Origin of the sequence: Sulfuriflexus mobilis, assembly GCF_003967195.1 — a bacterium.
Lineage (GTDB): Bacteria > Pseudomonadota > Gammaproteobacteria > AKS1 > AKS1 > Sulfuriflexus > Sulfuriflexus mobilis.
Genome location: NZ_AP018725.1, coordinates 182,524 through 201,530, shown reverse-complemented (window position 1 = coordinate 201,530; position 19,007 = coordinate 182,524). Strand labels below are relative to the sequence as shown.

At 53.9% G+C, this 19,007-nt stretch carries 21 protein-coding genes; 9 read left to right on the top strand and 12 right to left on the bottom strand.

The window, feature by feature from the left end; genetic code table 11:
• Positions 1–15: 15 nt before the first annotated feature.
• From recG to EL386_RS00950, 6 genes are all read right to left on the bottom strand, one after another.
• On the bottom strand, positions 16–2,091 hold the full coding sequence (gene recG, locus EL386_RS00975) for an ATP-dependent DNA helicase RecG (RefSeq protein ID WP_126452393.1): 2,076 nt from the start codon (positions 2,089–2,091) through the stop codon (positions 16–18).
• A 27-nt stretch (positions 2,092–2,118) separates the two neighbouring features.
• Complete coding sequence (locus EL386_RS00970) at positions 2,119–2,502, bottom strand: RidA family protein (protein ID WP_126452392.1); 384 nt, start codon at positions 2,500–2,502, stop codon at positions 2,119–2,121.
• 19 nt (positions 2,503–2,521) lie between these two features.
• Positions 2,522–4,654: a bifunctional GTP diphosphokinase/guanosine-3',5'-bis pyrophosphate 3'-pyrophosphohydrolase gene (gene spoT / locus EL386_RS00965; protein ID WP_232020222.1), complete on the bottom strand. Its 2,133-nt coding sequence runs from the start codon at positions 4,652–4,654 to the stop codon at positions 2,522–2,524.
• A 56-nt stretch (positions 4,655–4,710) separates the two neighbouring features.
• Complete coding sequence (rpoZ, locus tag EL386_RS00960; RefSeq protein WP_126452388.1) at positions 4,711–5,001, bottom strand: DNA-directed RNA polymerase subunit omega; 291 nt, start codon at positions 4,999–5,001, stop codon at positions 4,711–4,713.
• Between the two features lie 76 nt (positions 5,002–5,077).
• Positions 5,078–5,689 carry a guanylate kinase gene (gene gmk, locus EL386_RS00955; protein WP_126452386.1) on the bottom strand — a complete coding sequence of 204 codons (612 nt, stop codon included), beginning with the start codon at positions 5,687–5,689 and terminating at the stop codon, positions 5,078–5,080.
• A gap of 17 nt (positions 5,690–5,706) precedes the next feature.
• Positions 5,707–6,573, bottom strand: coding sequence for a YicC/YloC family endoribonuclease (locus EL386_RS00950; protein ID WP_126452384.1), 867 nt, complete (start codon positions 6,571–6,573; stop codon positions 5,707–5,709).
• A 109-nt stretch (positions 6,574–6,682) separates the two neighbouring features.
• On the opposite strand from EL386_RS00950, the gene EL386_RS00945 reads away from it, so the two are divergent.
• From EL386_RS00945 to EL386_RS00930, 4 genes are read left to right on the top strand one after another with little or no spacing between them, the layout of a single operon-like run.
• The gene (locus EL386_RS00945) at positions 6,683–7,588 is read left to right on the top strand and encodes a serine/threonine protein kinase (protein ID WP_126452383.1); all 906 of its coding nucleotides are present in this window, start codon (positions 6,683–6,685) and stop codon (positions 7,586–7,588) included.
• A gap of 5 nt (positions 7,589–7,593) precedes the next feature.
• Positions 7,594–8,478, top strand: a complete 885-nt coding sequence (locus tag EL386_RS00940) for a PP2C family protein-serine/threonine phosphatase (protein ID WP_126452381.1) — start codon at positions 7,594–7,596, stop codon at positions 8,476–8,478.
• Between the two features lie 42 nt (positions 8,479–8,520).
• A complete protein-coding gene (gene rph / locus EL386_RS00935; protein WP_126452379.1) occupies positions 8,521–9,240 on the top strand; it encodes a ribonuclease PH in 720 nt (239 codons plus the stop codon).
• A gap of 4 nt (positions 9,241–9,244) precedes the next feature.
• Positions 9,245–9,835: an XTP/dITP diphosphatase gene (locus EL386_RS00930; protein ID WP_126452377.1), complete on the top strand. Its 591-nt coding sequence runs from the start codon at positions 9,245–9,247 to the stop codon at positions 9,833–9,835.
• Positions 9,836–10,255: 420 nt separating this feature from the next.
• Here EL386_RS00930 and EL386_RS00925 read toward each other — a convergent pair whose 3' ends face one another.
• Both EL386_RS00925 and EL386_RS00920 read right to left on the bottom strand, forming a co-directional pair.
• Complete coding sequence (locus tag EL386_RS00925; RefSeq protein ID WP_126452375.1) at positions 10,256–11,044, bottom strand: spermidine synthase; 789 nt, start codon at positions 11,042–11,044, stop codon at positions 10,256–10,258.
• Entirely contained in the window at positions 11,037–11,618 is a 582-nt protein-coding gene (locus EL386_RS00920; protein ID WP_126452373.1) for an NUDIX hydrolase, read from the bottom strand. The genes EL386_RS00925 and EL386_RS00920 overlap by 8 nt, the downstream gene beginning before the upstream one ends.
• An 88-nt stretch (positions 11,619–11,706) precedes the next feature.
• Between EL386_RS00920 and EL386_RS00915 the strand changes: the two genes are divergently transcribed.
• Entirely contained in the window at positions 11,707–12,654 is a 948-nt protein-coding gene (locus EL386_RS00915; protein ID WP_126452371.1) for a phosphoribulokinase, read from the top strand.
• Here EL386_RS00915 and EL386_RS00910 read toward each other — a convergent pair.
• Complete coding sequence (locus EL386_RS00910; protein WP_126452369.1) at positions 12,651–13,328, bottom strand: BamJ family beta-barrel-assembly machinery protein; 678 nt, start codon at positions 13,326–13,328, stop codon at positions 12,651–12,653. The two genes, EL386_RS00915 and EL386_RS00910, sit on opposite strands and share 4 nt — an antisense overlap.
• Positions 13,329–13,450: 122 nt before the next feature.
• Here EL386_RS00910 and hemW point away from each other — a divergent pair, with 122 nt between their 5' ends.
• The 4 genes from hemW to sthA all read left to right on the top strand — a co-directional run bounded on the left by hemW (position 13,451) and on the right by sthA (position 16,713).
• Positions 13,451–14,629: a radical SAM family heme chaperone HemW gene (gene hemW / locus EL386_RS00905; protein WP_126452367.1), complete on the top strand. Its 1,179-nt coding sequence runs from the start codon at positions 13,451–13,453 to the stop codon at positions 14,627–14,629.
• Positions 14,626–14,811 (top strand): CPXCG motif-containing cysteine-rich protein, encoded by a 186-nt coding sequence (locus EL386_RS00900; protein ID WP_126452365.1) that lies wholly within the window; start codon positions 14,626–14,628, stop codon positions 14,809–14,811. The genes hemW and EL386_RS00900 overlap by 4 nt, the downstream gene beginning before the upstream one ends.
• On the top strand, positions 14,801–15,052 hold the full coding sequence (locus EL386_RS00895; protein ID WP_172597571.1) for a transcriptional antiterminator, Rof: 252 nt from the start codon (positions 14,801–14,803) through the stop codon (positions 15,050–15,052). The genes EL386_RS00900 and EL386_RS00895 overlap by 11 nt, the downstream gene beginning before the upstream one ends.
• Before the next feature lie 275 nt (positions 15,053–15,327).
• Positions 15,328–16,713 (top strand): Si-specific NAD(P)(+) transhydrogenase, encoded by a 1,386-nt coding sequence (gene sthA, locus EL386_RS00890; protein ID WP_126452361.1) that lies wholly within the window; start codon positions 15,328–15,330, stop codon positions 16,711–16,713.
• Positions 16,714–16,826: 113 nt separating this feature from the next.
• Here the strand turns inward: sthA and EL386_RS00885 are convergent, their stop codons facing one another.
• From EL386_RS00885 to EL386_RS00875, 3 genes are all read right to left on the bottom strand, one after another.
• Positions 16,827–17,357: a P-loop NTPase family protein gene (locus EL386_RS00885; protein ID WP_126452359.1), complete on the bottom strand. Its 531-nt coding sequence runs from the start codon at positions 17,355–17,357 to the stop codon at positions 16,827–16,829.
• Between the two features lie 120 nt (positions 17,358–17,477).
• Positions 17,478–17,954, bottom strand: coding sequence for a methyltransferase family protein (locus tag EL386_RS00880; RefSeq protein WP_126452357.1), 477 nt, complete (start codon positions 17,952–17,954; stop codon positions 17,478–17,480).
• 514 nt (positions 17,955–18,468) lie between these two features.
• Positions 18,469–18,930, bottom strand: coding sequence for a GNAT family N-acetyltransferase (locus EL386_RS00875; protein WP_126452355.1), 462 nt, complete (start codon positions 18,928–18,930; stop codon positions 18,469–18,471).
• Between the last annotated feature and the right edge of the window lie 77 nt (positions 18,931–19,007).

The window sequence follows — 19,007 nt, the reverse complement described above, 5'->3', positions numbered from 1 at the left end:
TTATACAGACATGTCTCAGACGTCGGCATAACGGGTCGCCTCACCTATCCAGCGCCGCACCAGCGGGTCCACGTGGCCGGGATAATCCTGCATGAGTTGGCGGGCGGCCTGCTCCACCGCCGGCAGCAAGGCCTGGTCACGCACCAGATCGGCAATGCGTAACATCGCCAGGCCGGTCTGGCGCGTGCCGAGTACTTCACCCGGGCCACGCTGTTCCAGGTCATGGCGGGCGATCTCGAAACCATCGGTGGTCTCGCGCATCACCGCGAGGCGCTCACGGGCCCGCTGGCCAAGCGGCGCACGATACAACAACACACAATTGCTCTCGTGCGCGCCCCGCCCGACCCGGCCGCGTAACTGGTGCAATTGTGCCAGCCCCAGCCGTTCAGCATTTTCTATCACCATCAGGCTCGCATTCGGCACATCGACCCCGACCTCGATCACGGTCGTCGCCACCAGTAAATCAATCTCGCCGGCCTTAAAGGCACGCATCATGGCCTCCTTGTCCGCGGCCTTCATGCGCCCGTGCACCAGCCCGACATGAAGCTGCGGCAGGGCCGCCGCCAGGGCCTGCGCGGTATCCTCGGCGGCCTCGCACTGCAAGGCCTCGGACTCCTCGATCAGGGTACACACCCAGTACACCTGCCGACCACTGGCGCAGGCCTGCTCGACGCGTTGCACGATATCGGCGCGGCGGCTGTCGGGGATCACGACAGTAGTCACCGGGGTACGCCCCGGTGGCAGCTCATCGATCACCGAGCAATCAAGGTCGGCATAGAAGGTCATGGCAAGGGTGCGGGGGATCGGTGTCGCGGTCATGATCAACTGATGCGGGTGACCGTCTTCACCACGACCCTTCTCGCGCAGGGCCAGACGCTGATGCACACCAAAGCGATGTTGCTCATCAATAATAACGAGTCCAAGACGATCAAACTCGACCTCGGCCTGAAACAGGGCATGTGTGCCGACCACGACTTGGGCCTGCCCGCCGCTGATCACGGCCATCTGTTCGCGCCGTTCGGCGGCCTTCAGACTGCCGGTCAGCCAGGCGACCTTGATCCCCAGCGGCGCCAACCAGTCGTAAAAATTTTTATGGTGTTGTTCGGCCAGCAACTCGGTCGGCGCCATCACCACAACCTGATATCCTGACTCAACGGCATGCAGGGCCGCGCAGGCCGCCACCGCGGTCTTGCCAGAACCGACATCGCCCTGCACCAGGCGTTGCATGGGCACGGCGCGAGATAGATCCTGCAAACACTCTTTGATCACGCGCTGCTGTGCAATCGTGAGCTCAAAGGGCAATTGCTGCAGAAACTGATTGTTGAGCTCACCGTTATTTCGCAATGCCGGTGCCTGGTGTGCCTGCATGCGTTCACGCAACTGGCGCATGCTCAGGTGCTGGGCGAGCAATTCTTCAAAGGCCAGGCGTTGCTGTGCCGGGTGTTCACCTTCGCTCAGGCCGCTTAAAGACACATCCGGTGTGGGTCGGTGCAGGGTGCGCAGCGCCTCGCCCAGGGTCGGCATGCCCAGCGATGCAAGTAGTTCGGCCGGCAGCCACTCGCGTAACCCGCCAATATGCGACATGGCCTGTTCACTCAGGTCGCGCAATTTCAGTTGATGTACACCCTCCGTCGTCGGATAGACCGCGGTAAGACTGCTTGCCACTTCTGGTGACTCTTCGGCCTGTATCAGGCGGTATTCCGGGTGGATCAATTCAAGTGTCGAGGTACCACGCCGCGCCTCCCCATAACAACGCACACTCGCACCGCGTTCAAGTGAGGCCTTTTGCGCGGCATTGAAATGAAACAGGCGAATGGTCAGCGAACCGGTGCCATCACTGATACGTGATAACAGGCTACGCCGCTTACCAAACTTGACCTCGGTAAGCTGAACCTCACCCTGCACCACTGCTGCATCACCTGGACGCAGACTGCCTATCGGCACGACGCGGGTGCGGTCTTCATAACGCAACGGCAGATGAAACAGGATATCCTGAACGGTATGCAGGCCCAGCCTGGCCAGCTTCTCTGCTACCTTGGGACCAACCCCCTTGAGGCAGGTGACAGACAGGCTGGCCGGATCGTTACTCATTCAGAATGAAAAAATATAATCGGCCGATCAATCAATAGCCAGCACGGCATCCATTTCCACCTCGGCGGCCTTGGGCAGGGCCGCCACTCCGATCGCCGCACGCGCCGGATAAGGTTCATGGAAATAACGTGCCATGACTTCATTGACGACAGGGAAATTCGCCAGGTCAGTTAAAAATACATTCAGCTTAACGACATGAGAAAAATCAGCACCTGCCGCCGCCGCAACGGCCTTGAGGTTTTCAAACACCTGTACAATCTGAGCTTCTATATCACCCTCGACCAGTTGCATGGTTTCCGGCAGCAGCGGGATCTGCCCGGATAGATAAACCGTGTTATCCACTTTAACTGCCTGTGAATAAGTACCGATGGCCTGCGGGGCCTTATCAGTTGAAATAATTTCTCGTGCCATTGTCTTCCCCTTGAAACATTTAGCTACGGATTAGCTTATGAACTTGCTTGCTACTGCGCAGGTGACGCATAATCTGCGCGAGGTGAGTGCGGTTGCGCACCGTCAGAGTAAAGGCCATAGTAACAAACTTGCCTTCACGCTCGTCCATGACCACGTTCTCAATATTCGCGCCCATGTCGGCAACGGCCGCAGCGATCATCGCCAGTACACCGCGCTGATTGGAAACATCAACACGCAGACCAACCGGAAACTCACCTTCAATCTCATCTTCCCACTGCACATCGATCCATTTCTCAGGGTGCTTGCGGAAGTCGGCGACGTTACTGCAATTACTGGTATGAATAACAATGCCGCGACCGGCACTTAAAAATCCCATAATCGGATCACCGGGGATCGGGTGACAACACTTGGCATAGTTCACCAACATGCCCTCCGTGCCTTTAATCACCAGTGCCTGTGAATGCGGTTCGCCGGCGACACTCTCGAGTTTGCCCTCTTCGTCTGGCATCAGGGCACGTGCCACCAGCTGTGCCATACGGCCACCCAGGCCGATATCGACGAGCAGTTGTTCCGGGGTTTCAAAACCATACTGGTTTAACAACCGGCTGACACGTCGTTCTTGTACCTCGTCAAACGACACACCATAAACGGACAATGCCTTGTCGAGCAGGCGCAGGCCCAGTTGCTCAGCCTCATCCTGTTGCATGTTTTTCAGGAAGTGACGAATGTTTGAGCGCGCCTTGGCGGTGATGACAAAGTTCAACCAGGCCGGATTCGGTTTGGCATTCGGTGCGGTAATGATCTCGACATGCTGACCATTGAACAGCGGCGTGCGTAATGGTGCCAGGCGTCGATCGATCTTCACCGCAACACAGGAGTTGCCGATATCGGTATGCACGGCATAGGCAAAATCGACGGCTGTCGCACCGCGTGGCATTTCCATGATCGAACCTTGTGGGGTGAAGACATAGACCTCATCAGGGAACAAATCAATTTTAATATTTTCGATAAACTCAAGTGAATCACCGGCGCTCTTTTGCATTTCCAGGACATTGCGCAACCACTCACGGGCACGCACATGATCAGTAGAACCTGCTGCCTCGCCGGTTTTATAACGCCAGTGTGCGGCAATACCACCCTCGGCCACGGTATGCATCTCACGGGTGCGAATCTGTACCTCTATCGGCACACCGTAGGGTCCGAACAGGACTGTGTGCAGGGACTGGTAACCATTGGCCTTGGGGATGGCGATATAGTCCTTGAACTTGCCCGGCACCGGTTTATACAGATTGTGCACAATACCGAGCACGCGGTAACAGGCATCAACGTTATCGACAATGATACGGAAGGCATAAACATCAAAGACCTCGGAAAAGGTTTGCACCTTGTTGCGGATCTTTTGATAAATACTAAACAGGTGTTTTTCACGCCCGATCACTTCACCCTCAAAACCTTCCTGATGCAGACGGTGTTTAATCGAGGTTTCGATCTTGCTGACCAGCTCCTTACGGTTACCTCGGGCACGCTTTAATGCATTATCCAGCACCTTGTAGCGCATAGGGTATATGGACTTGAAGCACAGATCTTCGAGTTCGATTCGGATCGTGTTCATACCCAGGCGTGCAGCGATGGGTACATAAATGTCGAGGGTCTCGCGGGCAATGCGGCGCTTTTTCTCTGGCTTCATGACGCCGAGGGTACGCATGTTGTGCAGGCGGTCTGCGAGCTTGACGAGAATGACACGGATATCACGCGTCATGGCCAGCATCATCTTGCGCAGATTTTCGGCCTGCTGTTCGGCCTTACTCTCAAACTGGATCTGGGTCAGCTTGCTGACACCATCGACGAGTTCGGCAACCTCTTCACCAAACTCGGAACTCAATTGTTCCTTAACGGCCGGGGTATCTTCGATGACATCATGCAGCAAGGCGGCAATGATGGTCTGCGGATCCATACGCATATCTGCGAGAATGCGCGCCACTTCGATGGGATGATAGATATAGGGCTCACCGGACATACGGTGCTGGCCCTCGTGCGCCTCGGCGCCAAACAGGTAGGCTCGGTAGATTTCACGGACCTGATCCTGCTCGAGGTATTCTTCGAGCAGATCACACAGATCACTGATTAGAAACACCGACGCCTCCTGATTCATTTCCATGTCCAGGAAACTATTGTGTGGTGCGAGGCGTGGCGTGTAAAGCGGGGAACTTACTCGGCCAGTGGCGCGATATCATCACCAATGGCTGACATATCGACTTCCATCGCAGCGGCCTCGGCAGCGGCGACACGGGCCCGGGTTTCGATATCATCCATGATCTTGGTGGTGATCAGGCCCTCGGCGATTTCGCGCAGGGCAACGACGGTCGGCTTATCACCTTCCCATTCAACCAATGGCTCCTTGCCGTTGACCAACTGACGCGCACGACGGGTCGCAACGAGTACGAGGTCGAAACGGTTATCAACGTTATCCAGACAATCTTCAACGGTTACACGTGCCATTTGCTCATCTCCGGGCTGTACAATTTTTCACCAGTTTTCAGGTGGCGGGCGGCAGATTGTACTGAAAACACGCCCTTCACGCCAGTAAATCGGTGATCATGGCCTGATGGACGGATTTCTGTACCTCCAGACGCTGGCGGCGGGCCAGGATCACGCTGGCCAGCTCCCCCAGCGCGGTGTCGAAATCATCATTCACAATCAGGTAATCAAATTCGTCATAGTGTGAGATCTCGCTGATCGCATCGCGCATACGGCGGGCGATGATCTCCTTGCTGTCCTGGCCACGGCCACGCAGGCGCGCCTCCAGCGCCTGACGCGAAGGCGGCAGGATGAAGATACCGACCGCCTCGGCAAAGGCCTCGCGCACCAGGCGGGCACCCTGCCAGTCGATCTCGAGGATCACATCCGTGCCCTCGGCGAGGCGCTGTTCAACCCACTCACGCGAGGTACCGTAAAAATTATCAAATACCTGGGCGTGCTCAAGGAACTGGCCGGCCTCAACCATCTGCCGGAAGGTCTCCGGTGTGGTGAAATTGTAGTCCCCGCCATCGACCTCGCCCTCACGTGGCGCGCGGGTCGTGTGCGACACCGACACCATAACCCGGTTATCCCGTCCGACCAGGGCCTTGACCAGGCTGGTTTTTCCGGCCCCGGAGGGCGCGGCGATGATATATAGAGTGGCAAACATGTCTGATCCGTTCCGGTTTATTCGATATTCTGGATTTGCTCACGCATCTGCTCAATGAGCACCTTCAGGTCGACCGAGGCACGGGTCGTGTCGATGCTGATCGACTTCGAGCCGAGCGTGTTCGCCTCACGGTTCATCTCCTGCATAAGGAAGTCGAGGCGGCGGCCGACCGGCTTGTCCGCATCAAGGTTGCGCCTGACCTCATCGATATGCGTGGCCAAACGGTCCATTTCCTCATCGACGTCCATCTTACTCACCAGCAGTGCGGCCTCCTGCTCAAGACGGCCCTCGTCGAGTTTCACGTCCAGCTCGCTCAGGCGCTCGAGGATCTTCTCGCGCTGGGCAACAATGATCACCGGGATCTGCGCACGCACCTCGGTGACATGCCTGCCCATGCCCTCAAGACGCTCGAGGATCATCTCACGCAAACGCGCACCCTCACGCTCACGGGTAGCAACCAGTTCGTCGAGGGCCTCGTTGAATAAGTCGAGGGCCTGCCCGCGCAGGGCCTCCCAATCGGCACGGCCACTATCGAGTATCCCCGGCCAACGCAGGATATCCATGGCATTGATCGCCGCCGAGTTATATAGCAGGTGGTCGATCTCGCGACTGGCATCGACGACCTGTTGGGCCAGCTCGACATTGATATCCAGGCCGGCCTTTCCCTCACCACCCGCCTGGAAACGCAGGTTACACTCGACCTTGCCTCGTCCCAGGCGCTTTGCCAGATGTTCACGCAATTTGGACTCGATCGGCCGGATTTCCTCCGGCATACGCAGGCTCGGCTCGAGGTAGCGATGGTTAACGGACCGCACTTCCCAACTCAAGGTGCCCCACTCGGTATTGCGGTCGCAACGGGCAAAGGCCGTCATACTACGGATCATAAAAACCCTTTTTCTGTTATTCAGCTTAAAGATGTGACCCCGTCAGGCTTCGCCGGCCGGGGTCTTGTGCTAGGCTTTACCGTGTAGACGAATACTAGACTACTTGCCCATGAAGACACCACCAACAAGCCTGCCCGATGGCACCCGCATTGATGACTATGTCATCACCAAGACGCTGAGTCGTGGCGGCTTCAGTTATGTTTATCTCGCCAGTGATGTCAGCGATGGCAGGCGTATTGTGCTCAAGGAGTACATCCCCGCCCGCCTCGCCCAGCGCGATACTGAAATGCGCGTGGTCGCTCATAGCGAAGAAACTATCGAACATTTCGTACATGGCCGCAAGTTGTTTCTCCAGGAGGCCAATGCCCTGGCCGGCCTAAAACACCCGAATATCGTCAACGTCATCAACTTCTTCAGTGCCAACGGTACGGTCTATATGGTCATGCAATTCGAACAGGGCCATAACCTGCACAGCTATATAAAGAAGCATAAGGGTTTTCTCAGCGAACAATTTTTGCTTACCGTGTTTCCGCCCCTGCTCGATGGCCTGAAGAACATTCACGCCTCGGGTTTCCTGCATCTGGATATCAAGCCCGGCAATATTCACCTGCGCCCTGGCGGCAGCCCGCTACTACTCGATTTCGGTGCAGTGCACCCTATCATGCAGACACGCAGCGACCAGCCGACCCAGGTCGTGACGCCCGGCTTCTCACCCATTGAGCAATATACCAACCGTGGCTATGTCGGACCGTGGAGCGATATCTATGCCCTCGGTGCAACCATGCGTAACTGTATCGATCACCGCCCGCCACTAGCCGCTGTGGATCGACATGAACACGACACAATGAAACCGGCCGCCGAACTTTTTCGCAAACATTATTCCCCGCAATTGCTCAAGGCCATCGACTGGTCAATGGAAGTTGACCCACTGCTGCGCCCACAAAGCGTGGATGCCCTGCTCGAGGTCATGCCCGGCCTCGACTTGCCTGGCGAGCAACGAGAAGAAACGGCCTGAGTGTTATGAAAACCCTGATTGCACAGGTCAACCGGCTCGGTAACCGCCTGCAAAACGAGGACCGCCTGATCGTCGCCGAGACCGATAGCAGTATCCTGCTGGTTGTCGCCGACGGCATGGGCGGGCACGGCGGTGGTGATATCGCGGCACAGATACTGGTCGATACCCTCGACGAGTATTTCCGCCGCAGCAAGAAACCGATTACCGACCCGCAGGCCTTTTTTCGTAATGCCATCGGCACCGCGCATGGCAATATCCTCAAGGCCGGAAAAAAACAGCGACCGGTACTTGAGCCGCGCACGACCTGTGTCGCCTGTCTGATCCAGGGTAATGAGATCAGTTGGGCGCATGTCGGTGACAGCCGTCTCTACCTGTTACGTGATAGCCGCGTGCTGGCACGCACCATCGACCATTCCTACGTGCAAGAACTGTTTCGCCAGGGCCTTATCAGCGAGTCAGACATGCTCACGCACCCCAAACGCAGCTACATTACCCAGTGTGTCGGTGCCCCCAGGCATTTACCCGATATCAGTTATCACCACCGTGATGACCTGCAACAGGGGGATGTCCTGTTGCTCTGTAGTGATGGCCTGTGGTCAGCCCTGAAGGCCGAACAGCTTCGGCAACTGTCTGCAGAGGGTGACCTTGAGACTACCCTGAATGACCTGGCCAGCCGCGCCGAGAGTAATAGCTACCCGCAAAGCGATAATATCAGTGCCATCGCGCTACGCATGCTCGACTGTCATGTCGACACCCCGGCAAACAGCCGCCTACCGCAGGACGAACAAACCGAGGCCGACAATGATCACATCAGTCATGCCATCAGTGCCATCAATAAGGCATTAGAGGATTACAGTGACGAAATGGATTATGATCCGAAAACTAAATAAGTCTTTGCAGCCAAGCAATACACCACAACCAAAGGAATTCCCATGCGTCCCAGTGGCCGAGCCCCGAATGAACTACGTCAAATCCGCCTGACCCGTAACTACACCAAACACGCCGAAGGTTCGGTGCTCATCGAATTTGGTGACACCAAGGTACTCTGTACCGCCAGCATCATGGACAAGGCCCCGGGGTTTTTACGCGGCAAGGGCCAGGGCTGGGTCACCGCCGAATACGGCATGCTGCCTCGTTCCACCACCGAACGCATGGGGCGCGAGGCCGCACGCGGTAAACAAGGCGGCCGCACCATGGAGATCCAGCGCCTCATCGGCCGTGCCCTGCGTGCCGCCGTGGATATGAAGGCCCTCGGTGAACGCACCATTCACATCGACTGCGATGTCATCCAGGCCGACGGCGGCACCCGCACCGCCTCGATCACCGGCGCCTATGTGGCACTCGCCGATGCCATCGCCGTGTTACAAAAAGACGGCTCGATCAAGAAAAATCCTCTGCAGACCATGATCGCCTCGGTCTCGGTTGGCATGTTTAAAGGTACGCCGGTACTGGACCTCGACTACCCGGAAGACTGCAATGCTGAAACCGACATGAATGTGGTCATGAATGAGCAGGGCGACTTCATTGAGGTACAGGGTACCGCCGAGGGCGTTGCCTTCAAGCGTGATGAGCTGAATGGCATGCTGGACCTGGCCGTTGATGGCATCCAGCAACTCATCGAGGCGCAACGCGCCGCGCTGGCCGAGGCATAGGCCCATGCAGAGGATCGTCCTGGCCAGTAACAATGCCGGCAAGGTCCGCGAGATCAACCAGATCCTCGCCGGCCTGGATATTGAGGTCGTCCCCCAGGCCGAGTTTGCTATCCCCGAGGCCGACGAGACCGGTCTGACCTTTGTGGAAAACGCCATTCTCAAGGCCCGCCATGCCGCACAATTGAGCGGCCTGCCGGCGATCGCCGACGACTCCGGCCTCGAGGTCGATGCCCTGCAGGGTGCACCGGGCATCTACTCGGCACGTTATGCCGGTGTGGGTGCCTCGGATGCCGACAACCTGAACAAACTGCTCGAGGCCCTGCAGGGTGTGCCCGAGTCCGCGCGCACAGCACGCTTCCAGTGTCTGATGGTCTTTATGCGCCACGGCGAAGACCCGACGCCGCTGATCTGCCAGGGCACATGGGAAGGGCGTATCCTTGAAAGCGCGCAAGGCAAAAACGGCTTTGGTTATGACCCGGTATTTTACGTACCGGAGCGCGACTGCTCCTCGGCGCAACTTGATGCCGAGACCAAGAACCGCCTCAGTCACCGTGGCAAGGCGCTAAAACAACTGCTGGCAGCCATGGCAAAATAATTCCAGATATCCTGATACTTTTGCTACACCGATAAGGCTTTTTAAATTCAATATCTTAGGCTTAGACTTTTTCCAATCGTCAAGAAACCAGCATTATTTGTAACAATTAATCACAGTTGCCACCTAGGCGCACACTTGAAAGCTTGTATAATTAACCCCAGATAGACGGTACAGTAGTGCAATATCGACGGATAGCTTTACCGACATGCTTCCCCCCCTCTCCCCCCCTGCATGTCGGTTTTTTGAGCGCGGCATTTTATGCCGCGCTTTTTTTTGCCTCGAACCATCGGAGATGGTTGAGGTACTCATGATGAAGCCCGAAGGGATTCTATGAGTGGTGAATCAGGCAGCCAAGAAAGCCCCTATAACCACGGAACCAAAAGCCCCTCGAATAAGGGATCATAGATCCCCCCTAACCCCCTAAAATCTAAACTCCGGATTATCACTTTGCAGGGCTTGCAGGATGGCTGAAAAATCCTGGCCGCTTGCCTCCGCCAGGTTCTGCGAACGTTGTAACACAAGCGGCCTGTTTGCCAGCACATCCCCCCTGTCAAGCAGTAACACCACATTGTTGTAATCGGGCACCCCCATGCACAGGGGCAGCACGCCAAAGGCCGCCTGTAGCTGTTTCATCAGCAACATAAAACCGTCACTGTCGGCAAAGATACCATTGATCAATAACAGCCCCTGTGCAGACAGCGCTTGCTGACAAGCTCGCCAGAACTCTTCCGTGTGCAGGCACGCAGGCATATTCTCACCAGCCAGCATGTCGATAAAAATCAGTTCGTGTTGGGCATGCTGGCGCAGCATGAAATCGCCGGCCTCCTCCACCACCAGTTCCAATTGCCCTGGCGTGGGTTGCAGGGCAAACCACTGGCAGGCCAGGCGCAATATCTCGGGGTCCTGCTCCACGGCCTGAATCCGTGTTTGTGGATAATAATGCTGAAGGAAACGAATATTGTCACCGCCACCGGTACCCAGTAACAGGGCCGAGGCGGGCGGTAAGTGTGGCAGAAATAATTGCCAGGCCGCCATGTAGTGCTGATAAGGCAATACCAGTTGCTGTGGCCGGCTACGCGACATACAGCTGTGCATGACATCATCGCCATAACACAACCAGCGGTACTCGCTGTTTTCGACTATGCTGATCTCACCATGCAGGCCCTGCTGACGGGCCACGCACTTGCCGGCTGAAAAATTTTCAGCCATCCGCATTCAGCATACGTACTTCGAAACGGGGTGTTTCACCCGGCAAACGAAGCATGTCACCACTATGAAACCCATAGCGCCCGGCACGCCGGTCAGCGTAATAGCGTCTCAGGCTTTCAGTTATCACAGAAAAGGCCATATCTCCCCAGGGCACCTGCTCTTCATCGAGCAATTCCACTTCAAGGCTCTCGATACCCGGGGCAAAATCCAGATCCATTAGTCTGGCGCGATAGAGCAGGTAAACCTGGTTGATATGCGGCAGGCTGAACATGCTGAACAAGTCAAGGATCTCGACCCGGGCACCGGCCTCTTCGAGGGTTTCGCGCGCCGCCCCCTCGGCAGTGGTCTCGGCGTTTTCCATAAAACCCGCCGGCAGGGTCCAATAACCCAGGCGTGGTTCAATCGCCCGCTTGCAGAACAGGACCTGCTGCCCGTATTCCGGGATACAGCCCACCACGACCTTCGGGTTCTGGTAGTGGATCTCACCACACTGGCCGCACACATGTCGCGGCAGATTGTCCCCCTCGGGGACACTCAGGATCACCCCGCCACCACATTGACTACAATAATTCATATCACGGACCCGTTTTAATGTATGTGGCTACTTTACTACAGCAGCGTGTTGGCATTAAATAAACCCTCCCAATCACGGCAGATAGCATATGTCCCAGGCACATCCAATTATCGCCATTACCGGCTCCTCTGGTGCGGGGACCACCTCGGTCCGTGATGCCTTTAGTGATATCTTCCGCCGCGAGGGCCTCCGACCCGCCTATGTCGATGGCGACAGTTTTCTGCGCTATGAACGTGAGGAAATGCGTGCAGCGATTGAAGAGGCCAACCGCACTGGCCGCCCCATCAGCCACTTTGGCCCGGAGGTCAACCGCTTTGACTTGCTCGAGACGTGCTTCAGGGACTATGCCGAAACCGGCCGGGGTGAAGTACGCGAATACCTGCGCGAAGACAGTATTACGGATGACAAACTCACGCCCGGCAACTTCGGTCCGCCACAGGCATTCCCGACAGACAGTGACCTGCTGGTTTACGAGGGCCTGCACGGTGGTGTGGTCGCCCGCACCTGGACACGGCGGCGCATGTCAGCCTCGCACAACCCGGTCGTCATCGAACGTCGCAAGCATAATAAACAAAATGGCGTAGATGTCGCACAATATGTGGACTTTCTAATCGGCGTCGTGCCAGTGGTTAACCTCGAGTGGATCCAGAAGATTCATCGCGACATGCACACCAAGGGGATCCTGGCCGAGGAAACCACCACTACTATCCTGCGTCGCCTGCAGGATTATGTATATTTTATGACCCCGCAATTTTCACTGACCGATATCAACTTTCAGCGTGTGCCGCTGGTCGATACCTCCAACCCGTTTATCAGTCGTGATGTGCCCACGCCCTCGGAGAGTATGCTGGTATGCCGCTTCCGCGAACCGGCACGTTATGACTTCCCGATGATGTTAAGAGAGTTTGAAGACTCGTTCATGTCACGGCCGAATACGCTGGTGATCCCGGGTGGAAAACTACGTATGGCGCTGGAGGTGATCTGCACGCCGCGGATCCTTGAACTGATCGCTGCGGCGCGCAATCCCCAGGCTTAGTTAACCTTAATTAACTCGATATCGAAGATCAGGGTTTCGTTCGGGCCAATCGCATTACCCGCACCGTTTTCACCGTAGGCCAATTTGGAGGGGATATACACCTGCCACTTGGCACCTTCCTTCATCAATTGCAGGGCCTCGGTCCAGCCCTTGATGACCTTGTTAACGCCGAAGCTGATGCTCTTACCACGCTGAATAGAACTGTCAAAGACCTTGCCGTTAATCAGCTTGCCCTCATAATGCACTTCAACGGTGTCTTCGGCCGCAGGTGATTTGCCGCTACCTGCGGTCATGACCTTGTATTGCAGGCCACTGGCCAGGGTTTTCACGCCGGCTTTCTTCTTGTTCTCGGCAAGGAATGCCTCACCGACCTTGAGGCTGGCCTCGGCAGCCGTCTTGCGTTTCTCAGCGGCGGCCTGCTGGACACGCTGTACCACAGCCTGCATTTCTTCAGCACTGAGCATGGGCTTGGCACCGGAGAAGACATCATGTACGGCACGTGAGGCCGCCTCGGCATCCAGTGCCATGCCCTGACGAGCCAGGTTTTTTGCAATCTGAAAGCCCAGGGTATAACTAAGTTTTTTCGCGTCATCGTCCAGTTTTAGTGCTTCGGCAGCCTGCAGCGGTGCGGCTAGGATTGTCGAGCAGGCCAGTAACATCAATGTTCGTTTCATTATCACTCCCCGTGATGAGTCAAAATCTGTTTGCATAGTGCGAGCTGGATATTACCAGCATCGGCCGTCGATATCCTCTTGGCCGGCTCGGTATTAGGCGATAAGACAGGTAGAATAGGCAAATGTTTCATTTCACTGCCCTGCCGCCGCTGGCACTCTATATCCATATACCCTGGTGCGTACGCAAATGTCCGTACTGCGATTTTAATTCGCATGCCCTGGATGGCGATATACCGGATATTGCCTATGTCGATTGCCTGCTCGCCGACCTCGAACAGGACCTGCCTTCGATCTGGGGGCGTGTAGTCAGCAGCATCTTTATTGGCGGCGGCACGCCGAGCCTGCTCTCCGCCGAGGCCCTCGATCGGCTCCTGTCCGGGTTGCGCATGCGCCTGTCGATCGATGCCTATGCCGAGATCACCCTGGAGGCCAATCCGGGGACGCTGGAGAGCGGCAAGTTTCATGAATTCCGTGCCGCCGGGATCAATCGCCTGTCTATCGGTTGCCAGAGTTTCCATGACGAGCAACTGCAGGCGCTCGGACGTATCCATGACCGCAAGGCGGCCATTCGTGCCGCCGAGACCGCGCACGAGGCAGGACTTGATAACTTTAACCTTGACCTGATGTTTGGTCTGCCCGGGCAATTCCTGCCACAGGCCCTTGCTGATATCGAAACGGCCATGGCACTCGAACCCGCGCATATTTCTTATTATCAACTTACCCTTGAGCCCAATACCCTGTTTCATCATTCACCACCGCCGTTACCGGAAGATGACACGATCTGGGGTATGCAAACAGCGGCTCAACAAGCCCTTGCCAAACGCGGCTATGGGCAATATGAGATTTCAGCCTATGCGCGCGACGGCCAACAAAGCCGGCATAACCTCAACTACTGGCAGTTTGGTGATTACCTCGGCATCGGTGCCGGGGCGCATGGCAAGGTCTCGGCCGCCGATACACAAAACATCCGCCGCAGCTGGAAACAAAAACACCCGGCCAGTTATATGGCGGGCATTAGCGGTGGCAAACACGTGGCTGAACGCAAACTACTCAGCCCTGCAGATGCCGGCTTTGAATTCATGCTCAATGCCCTGCGCCTGAAGGCCGGCTTCCCGACTCGACTGTTTAATCAACATACCGGTCTGCCTATTACCGTGATCAGTGATGCACTGGCCAAGGCCGAACAACGCGGCCTGCTCGAACACAGCATTGAACATATACGACCTACGGAGACCGGCTACCGGTTTTATAATGACCTTGCCGAACTGTTTCTCGTCGACAACGCGGAGAATGAAACATGATCGAGGCTATAAACATCAGCTGTCCCTATTGTGGCGAAGTATTCGAGACCACCGCCGACTGTTCTGCCGGCGATCAAGAGTATATAGAGGACTGTCAGATCTGCTGCCGACCCATCCTGATCGCGCTGCAGGTATCCGACACGACATTAATTAATGTCGAGGCGAGGCGTGATGATGAATGATGACTACCTCCCCGTTTCCTGTGAACAGCATAGCGAATATGAACTCGCTGTTATGCACGGACAGGTATTACACATCACCTGGCAGGATGGGCATGGCCGGATACAGAGTATGCCCCTTAAGCCCTGTGACCTGTTCAGCGAACAGAAGAGCGAATACCTGTCAGCGCGTGGCCCCCATGGTGAACACAAAAAAATACGCCTCGATAAAATTATCCGGGCGCAGCCAATAACAAATCAATAATGTTTAATTCATTCGCGCTACAGGCCAGGCAAACACGCTACAAAAAAGCGGCACACTCCGGCTCAGAATGGATTTTTGCTCACAAAAACCTCCCTGCAACGTTAGCCGTATCGCCGGCAAAAATTTCACCCAGGGCAGAATTTCACCGCTACGTAGAGGCTTATTTACCCCGCGAGAGTAAATACTCTATGTTTAACAATGTAATCTATTCATCGCCGCTACCGATATGCTTATATATACCTGTTTCGTCATGAAACCCTCTCAGGAAGAGCGCCATGCAAGCCTATGATTTCATTGTAATTGGTAGTGGACCGGCCGGACAACGTGCCGCCATCCAGGCCGCCAAACTCGGCAAACGGGCGGCGATCGTCGACCGCCAGGGCATGCTCGGCGGGGTTTCTGTGCACACCGGCACCATCCCCAGTAAGACCCTGCGCGAGGCAGCGCTGTACCTGAGTGGCTGGGATCAACGCGGCCTGTACGGCCAGAACTACCGCCTCAAACAAGACCTGACCATTGATGACCTCATGCATCGCCTGCATATCACCCTGCAACACGAGACCGAAGTTATCCATAACCAGCTGACGCGCAACAACGTGCAGATCATCGAAGGCACGGCCAGTTTTATCGATGCACACACCATTAGCGTCGAGCATGAAGATGGCCATACGGAAGAATACTGCAGCAACCATTACCTGATCGCCGTAGGCAGCCGGCCGGTGCGTCCGGAAGGTATCCCCTTTGATGACAAACACATCGTCGACAGTGACGGCATACTCGAGGTCCGGGATATGCCCTCCAGTCTGGTCGTCGTCGGTGCCGGCGTGATCGGTGTCGAATACGCCTCGATATTCAGCACCCTCGACGTCAATGTCACCCTGCTCGATGGACGTGACACCATGCTCGGTTTTCTCGATAACGAAATCGTCGATGAGCTGGTGCACTCTCTGCGTGACCGCGGCGTGTCGATACGTCTCGGTGAGAATATCGAGACTATCGAGCCCGGAGAGTGTGGCGTAACGGTAAAGACCCAAAGCGGTAAGCACATTAGCGCCGACCTGGTGCTGTTCGCCGCCGGGCGCATCGGCTCGACCTGGGCACTGAAACCCGAAAATGCCGGGGTGGAAACGGACAAACGACGGCTTATCAAGGTTAACGAACACTTCCAGACCAGCGTGCCGCATATCTATGCCGCCGGTGATGTCATCGGTTTTCCCAGCCTCGCCTCAACCTCGATGGAACAGGGGCGGCTGGCGGCAACCCATGCCTTTGGTAACCATGACCCGAAAATGGCGACATCTTTCCCCTTCGGAATTTATGCCGTACCGGAAATCAGCATGGTCGGCAGCACCGAGGAACAACTCCGCGACAAGAATATCGGTTACGAAATCGGTATTGCCCGTTTACGTGAGACGGCCCGGGGGCAAATTCTCGGGCTTGAGGAGGGAACCCTGAAAATTCTCTTTAGCCTCGACGATCATCGGGTACTGGGCGTGCACATCATCGGCGAAGGCGCGACCGAATTGATCCATATCGGTCAGGCCGCGTTAGTGCTCGGTGGTACGCTGGATTATTTCCTGAATAATGTCTTTAACTATCCAACCCTGGCCGAGGCCTACAAGATCGCGGCACTGGATGCCTGGAATAAATTAAGTTGCTGATGTCTGCTTATCAGCGGGGGAATTCGTTAGGCCAATAACGTCTTGGGTAAAGGGCGCAAGCCGCGTAGCGGCGCAGCGTCCCAGTGAGCGCAGCGAACGATTTGACCCAATTGTTATATACGAACATCGGTGCTACCAAATTGCCTTGCAAAATTGTTAATTTCTTTAACCGATGTAATTCTATAAATATCTTTACCTTTACCACGAAGCTGAATCTCCTCGAAGAACTCGGGAGTCCAAAACTTGGGCGATAATCTCAGATATTTCCAGCCTGCAAATGTACCTTTCAAAACTGAACACCCTTCTGGCCACCCTTCCGGTTTTACAAATAGGCTCTTTAGCAGCCTTTTAGTAACCCACCAGTAGCCCACATAGTACGGTAAATCAACGTAAATGAGTGTATCTGCGGCATCAATACGCAACCAAAAAGATTCTAATGTACCAAGCCCTTCAATTATCCAGTTGTCAGCATCTATCAAATCGGCGTGCTTTTTTGAATACTCTTCAGGTGAAACACGCTCACCATTTTTCTTGTACTCGATTAAATCTAACGCACACAGTTTAATACCTGTTTCAGCAGAAAGCTTTCTACTCAGCGTTGATTTTCCTCCTCCAGGCTTCCCAAATACAACAACCTTACTCATTTAGTGATGCTTCCTTTCGCTCGGGCCTTGATTGCATATAACGTTAGAATAACTGGCAAAATAAAGCATAGCGAAGCGGCGCTGTATTTTATCCATGTTAATTTTAGTGTTAGGTGTTTTTTATAGCCAACGCCTGACATTTTTTAAATATTCTTTATAAGAATTACCGAATACATCTACTAAATACTGTTCTTCAGGTATTATTAATGCATAATGAATTACTATGCTTAATGGAAGAACCAAAACTACAAGCCAATAATTATGAAAGCTAAAGCCTAGGCCAATAATAGTTATAATAACTCCTAGGTAAAGTGGATTTCTTGAGTATTTAAAAACACCACTATTAACCATTTTCTTAGTTGGCTTGCCTGGACCTGAAGGCTGTTTTTCTTTATAAAACTCTTTTTTAGCAAGAGTTATTATTAATAGACCAACAAATACAAATAATATTCCAACAACCAGGCGTAATGATGTTGGTATAGATGCTATTTCTATATTAATAACGAATTTATCCAATATAACACTAATAAACAGTGTTATTAAAATCATAGCATCTGTTGTTTGCCATATTGATTTATGTGCTGAATCCTTTTGCATGGATATTTCCTATATATCACCTAACGGTTGAGCTCAGCGACGAACGCAGGCTGGCAAGGCTTTTTCTCCGCAAAAGGCGTGACAGACAAGTGCGTCCGATGAAGTCATTTGTAGAACCCAATTACGCATTCCTTATAGGAGCAGTGAAGTAAACTAACACCAGTAAGATCGCAACACCAACACTTCCTCCGATAATTAATGATTCTAAACTTTGACCACCTAAAAATTTACCGAAAAGATAACCGCTTGTTGTAGCCGCCCCAAGCGGTACCCATATGCTTGCGTGCCCTTTAGTTGAAATTATTGATGTGCAGTTAGGGCAAACCAATGCCTTGTCTTCAGAAAAAGAGAGTCGTTGCCTTACCATGTTTAGAAATGGAAGTCGTTTAGTGCAATATGGGCATGTCTTAATTAAATTCATATTTTGGGTTCTAACGACTAGATAACCGGCGCGCGGCTTTTTGCGCGTCCGAGTGAGTGAAACGAACGGGGTTGATTGCCTTGTTAGGCAAAACTAACTTACCGCCAGCTCATACGTTGTAAATTTATTACCAAACAGTTCACTTTCATAAACATTTTTAGATATTTTTCTTAAAAATTTATATTCTGGTCGCGTATAGAGAAAGTGTATATATACTGTTTTATGGCCAAAATCTTTTGCCCAAGCCATTACATCTCTGAATATTTTTTTACCAAGCCCCCAATAATTTTCATCAATTACTATAGAAATTTCATACTTTCCGTCTTCAAGTTGTATTCCACACCAGCCAGCAAGCTGTTTATCTATTAAGATAGCTCGTACTTTGCAGCCGTGAGAAGAATCTACTTTTACTTTACTTTCCATCCATTCTTTTGTTGTACTTTCATTAAATAAATCATGGCCCATTAAATGTTTTCTAAGCTTTTGTTTATTTAACAATGGCATGAATTGATTAGAACTTATTTCGTTAAACTTTACGTAAGCTATGCTGTTCATGTGATTTTCAATGGTTGCCTAACGTCTGGCATAAAGCGCGAGCGGTAGCGAGTCGCTTTTGATGCCATTGTTAGGCT

Bases quoted from the DNA above. Each gene is read 5' to 3' on its own strand.
- recG (WP_126452393.1), bottom strand. From the start codon at position 2,091: ATGAGTAACGATCCGGCCAGCCTGTCTGTCACCTGCCTCAAGGGGGTT.
- EL386_RS00970 (WP_126452392.1), bottom strand. From the start codon at position 2,502: ATGGCACGAGAAATTATTTCAACTGATAAGGCCCCGCAGGCCATCGGT.
- spoT (WP_232020222.1), bottom strand. From the start codon at position 4,654: ATGAATCAGGAGGCGTCGGTGTTTCTAATCAGTGATCTGTGTGATCTG.
- rpoZ (WP_126452388.1), bottom strand. From the start codon at position 5,001: ATGGCACGTGTAACCGTTGAAGATTGTCTGGATAACGTTGATAACCGT.
- gmk (WP_126452386.1), bottom strand. From the start codon at position 5,689: ATGTTTGCCACTCTATATATCATCGCCGCGCCCTCCGGGGCCGGAAAA.
- EL386_RS00950 (WP_126452384.1), bottom strand. From the start codon at position 6,573: ATGATCCGTAGTATGACGGCCTTTGCCCGTTGCGACCGCAATACCGAG.
- EL386_RS00945 (WP_126452383.1), top strand. From the start codon at position 6,683: ATGAAGACACCACCAACAAGCCTGCCCGATGGCACCCGCATTGATGAC.
- EL386_RS00940 (WP_126452381.1), top strand. From the start codon at position 7,594: ATGAAAACCCTGATTGCACAGGTCAACCGGCTCGGTAACCGCCTGCAA.
- rph (WP_126452379.1), top strand. From the start codon at position 8,521: ATGCGTCCCAGTGGCCGAGCCCCGAATGAACTACGTCAAATCCGCCTG.
- EL386_RS00930 (WP_126452377.1), top strand. From the start codon at position 9,245: ATGCAGAGGATCGTCCTGGCCAGTAACAATGCCGGCAAGGTCCGCGAG.
- EL386_RS00925 (WP_126452375.1), bottom strand. From the start codon at position 11,044: ATGGCTGAAAATTTTTCAGCCGGCAAGTGCGTGGCCCGTCAGCAGGGC.
- EL386_RS00920 (WP_126452373.1), bottom strand. From the start codon at position 11,618: ATGAATTATTGTAGTCAATGTGGTGGCGGGGTGATCCTGAGTGTCCCC.
- EL386_RS00915 (WP_126452371.1), top strand. From the start codon at position 11,707: ATGTCCCAGGCACATCCAATTATCGCCATTACCGGCTCCTCTGGTGCG.
- EL386_RS00910 (WP_126452369.1), bottom strand. From the start codon at position 13,328: ATGAAACGAACATTGATGTTACTGGCCTGCTCGACAATCCTAGCCGCA.
- hemW (WP_126452367.1), top strand. From the start codon at position 13,451: ATGTTTCATTTCACTGCCCTGCCGCCGCTGGCACTCTATATCCATATA.
- EL386_RS00900 (WP_126452365.1), top strand. From the start codon at position 14,626: ATGATCGAGGCTATAAACATCAGCTGTCCCTATTGTGGCGAAGTATTC.
- EL386_RS00895 (WP_172597571.1), top strand. From the start codon at position 14,801: ATGATGAATGATGACTACCTCCCCGTTTCCTGTGAACAGCATAGCGAA.
- sthA (WP_126452361.1), top strand. From the start codon at position 15,328: ATGCAAGCCTATGATTTCATTGTAATTGGTAGTGGACCGGCCGGACAA.
- EL386_RS00885 (WP_126452359.1), bottom strand. From the start codon at position 17,357: ATGAGTAAGGTTGTTGTATTTGGGAAGCCTGGAGGAGGAAAATCAACG.
- EL386_RS00880 (WP_126452357.1), bottom strand. From the start codon at position 17,954: ATGCAAAAGGATTCAGCACATAAATCAATATGGCAAACAACAGATGCT.
- EL386_RS00875 (WP_126452355.1), bottom strand. From the start codon at position 18,930: ATGAACAGCATAGCTTACGTAAAGTTTAACGAAATAAGTTCTAATCAA.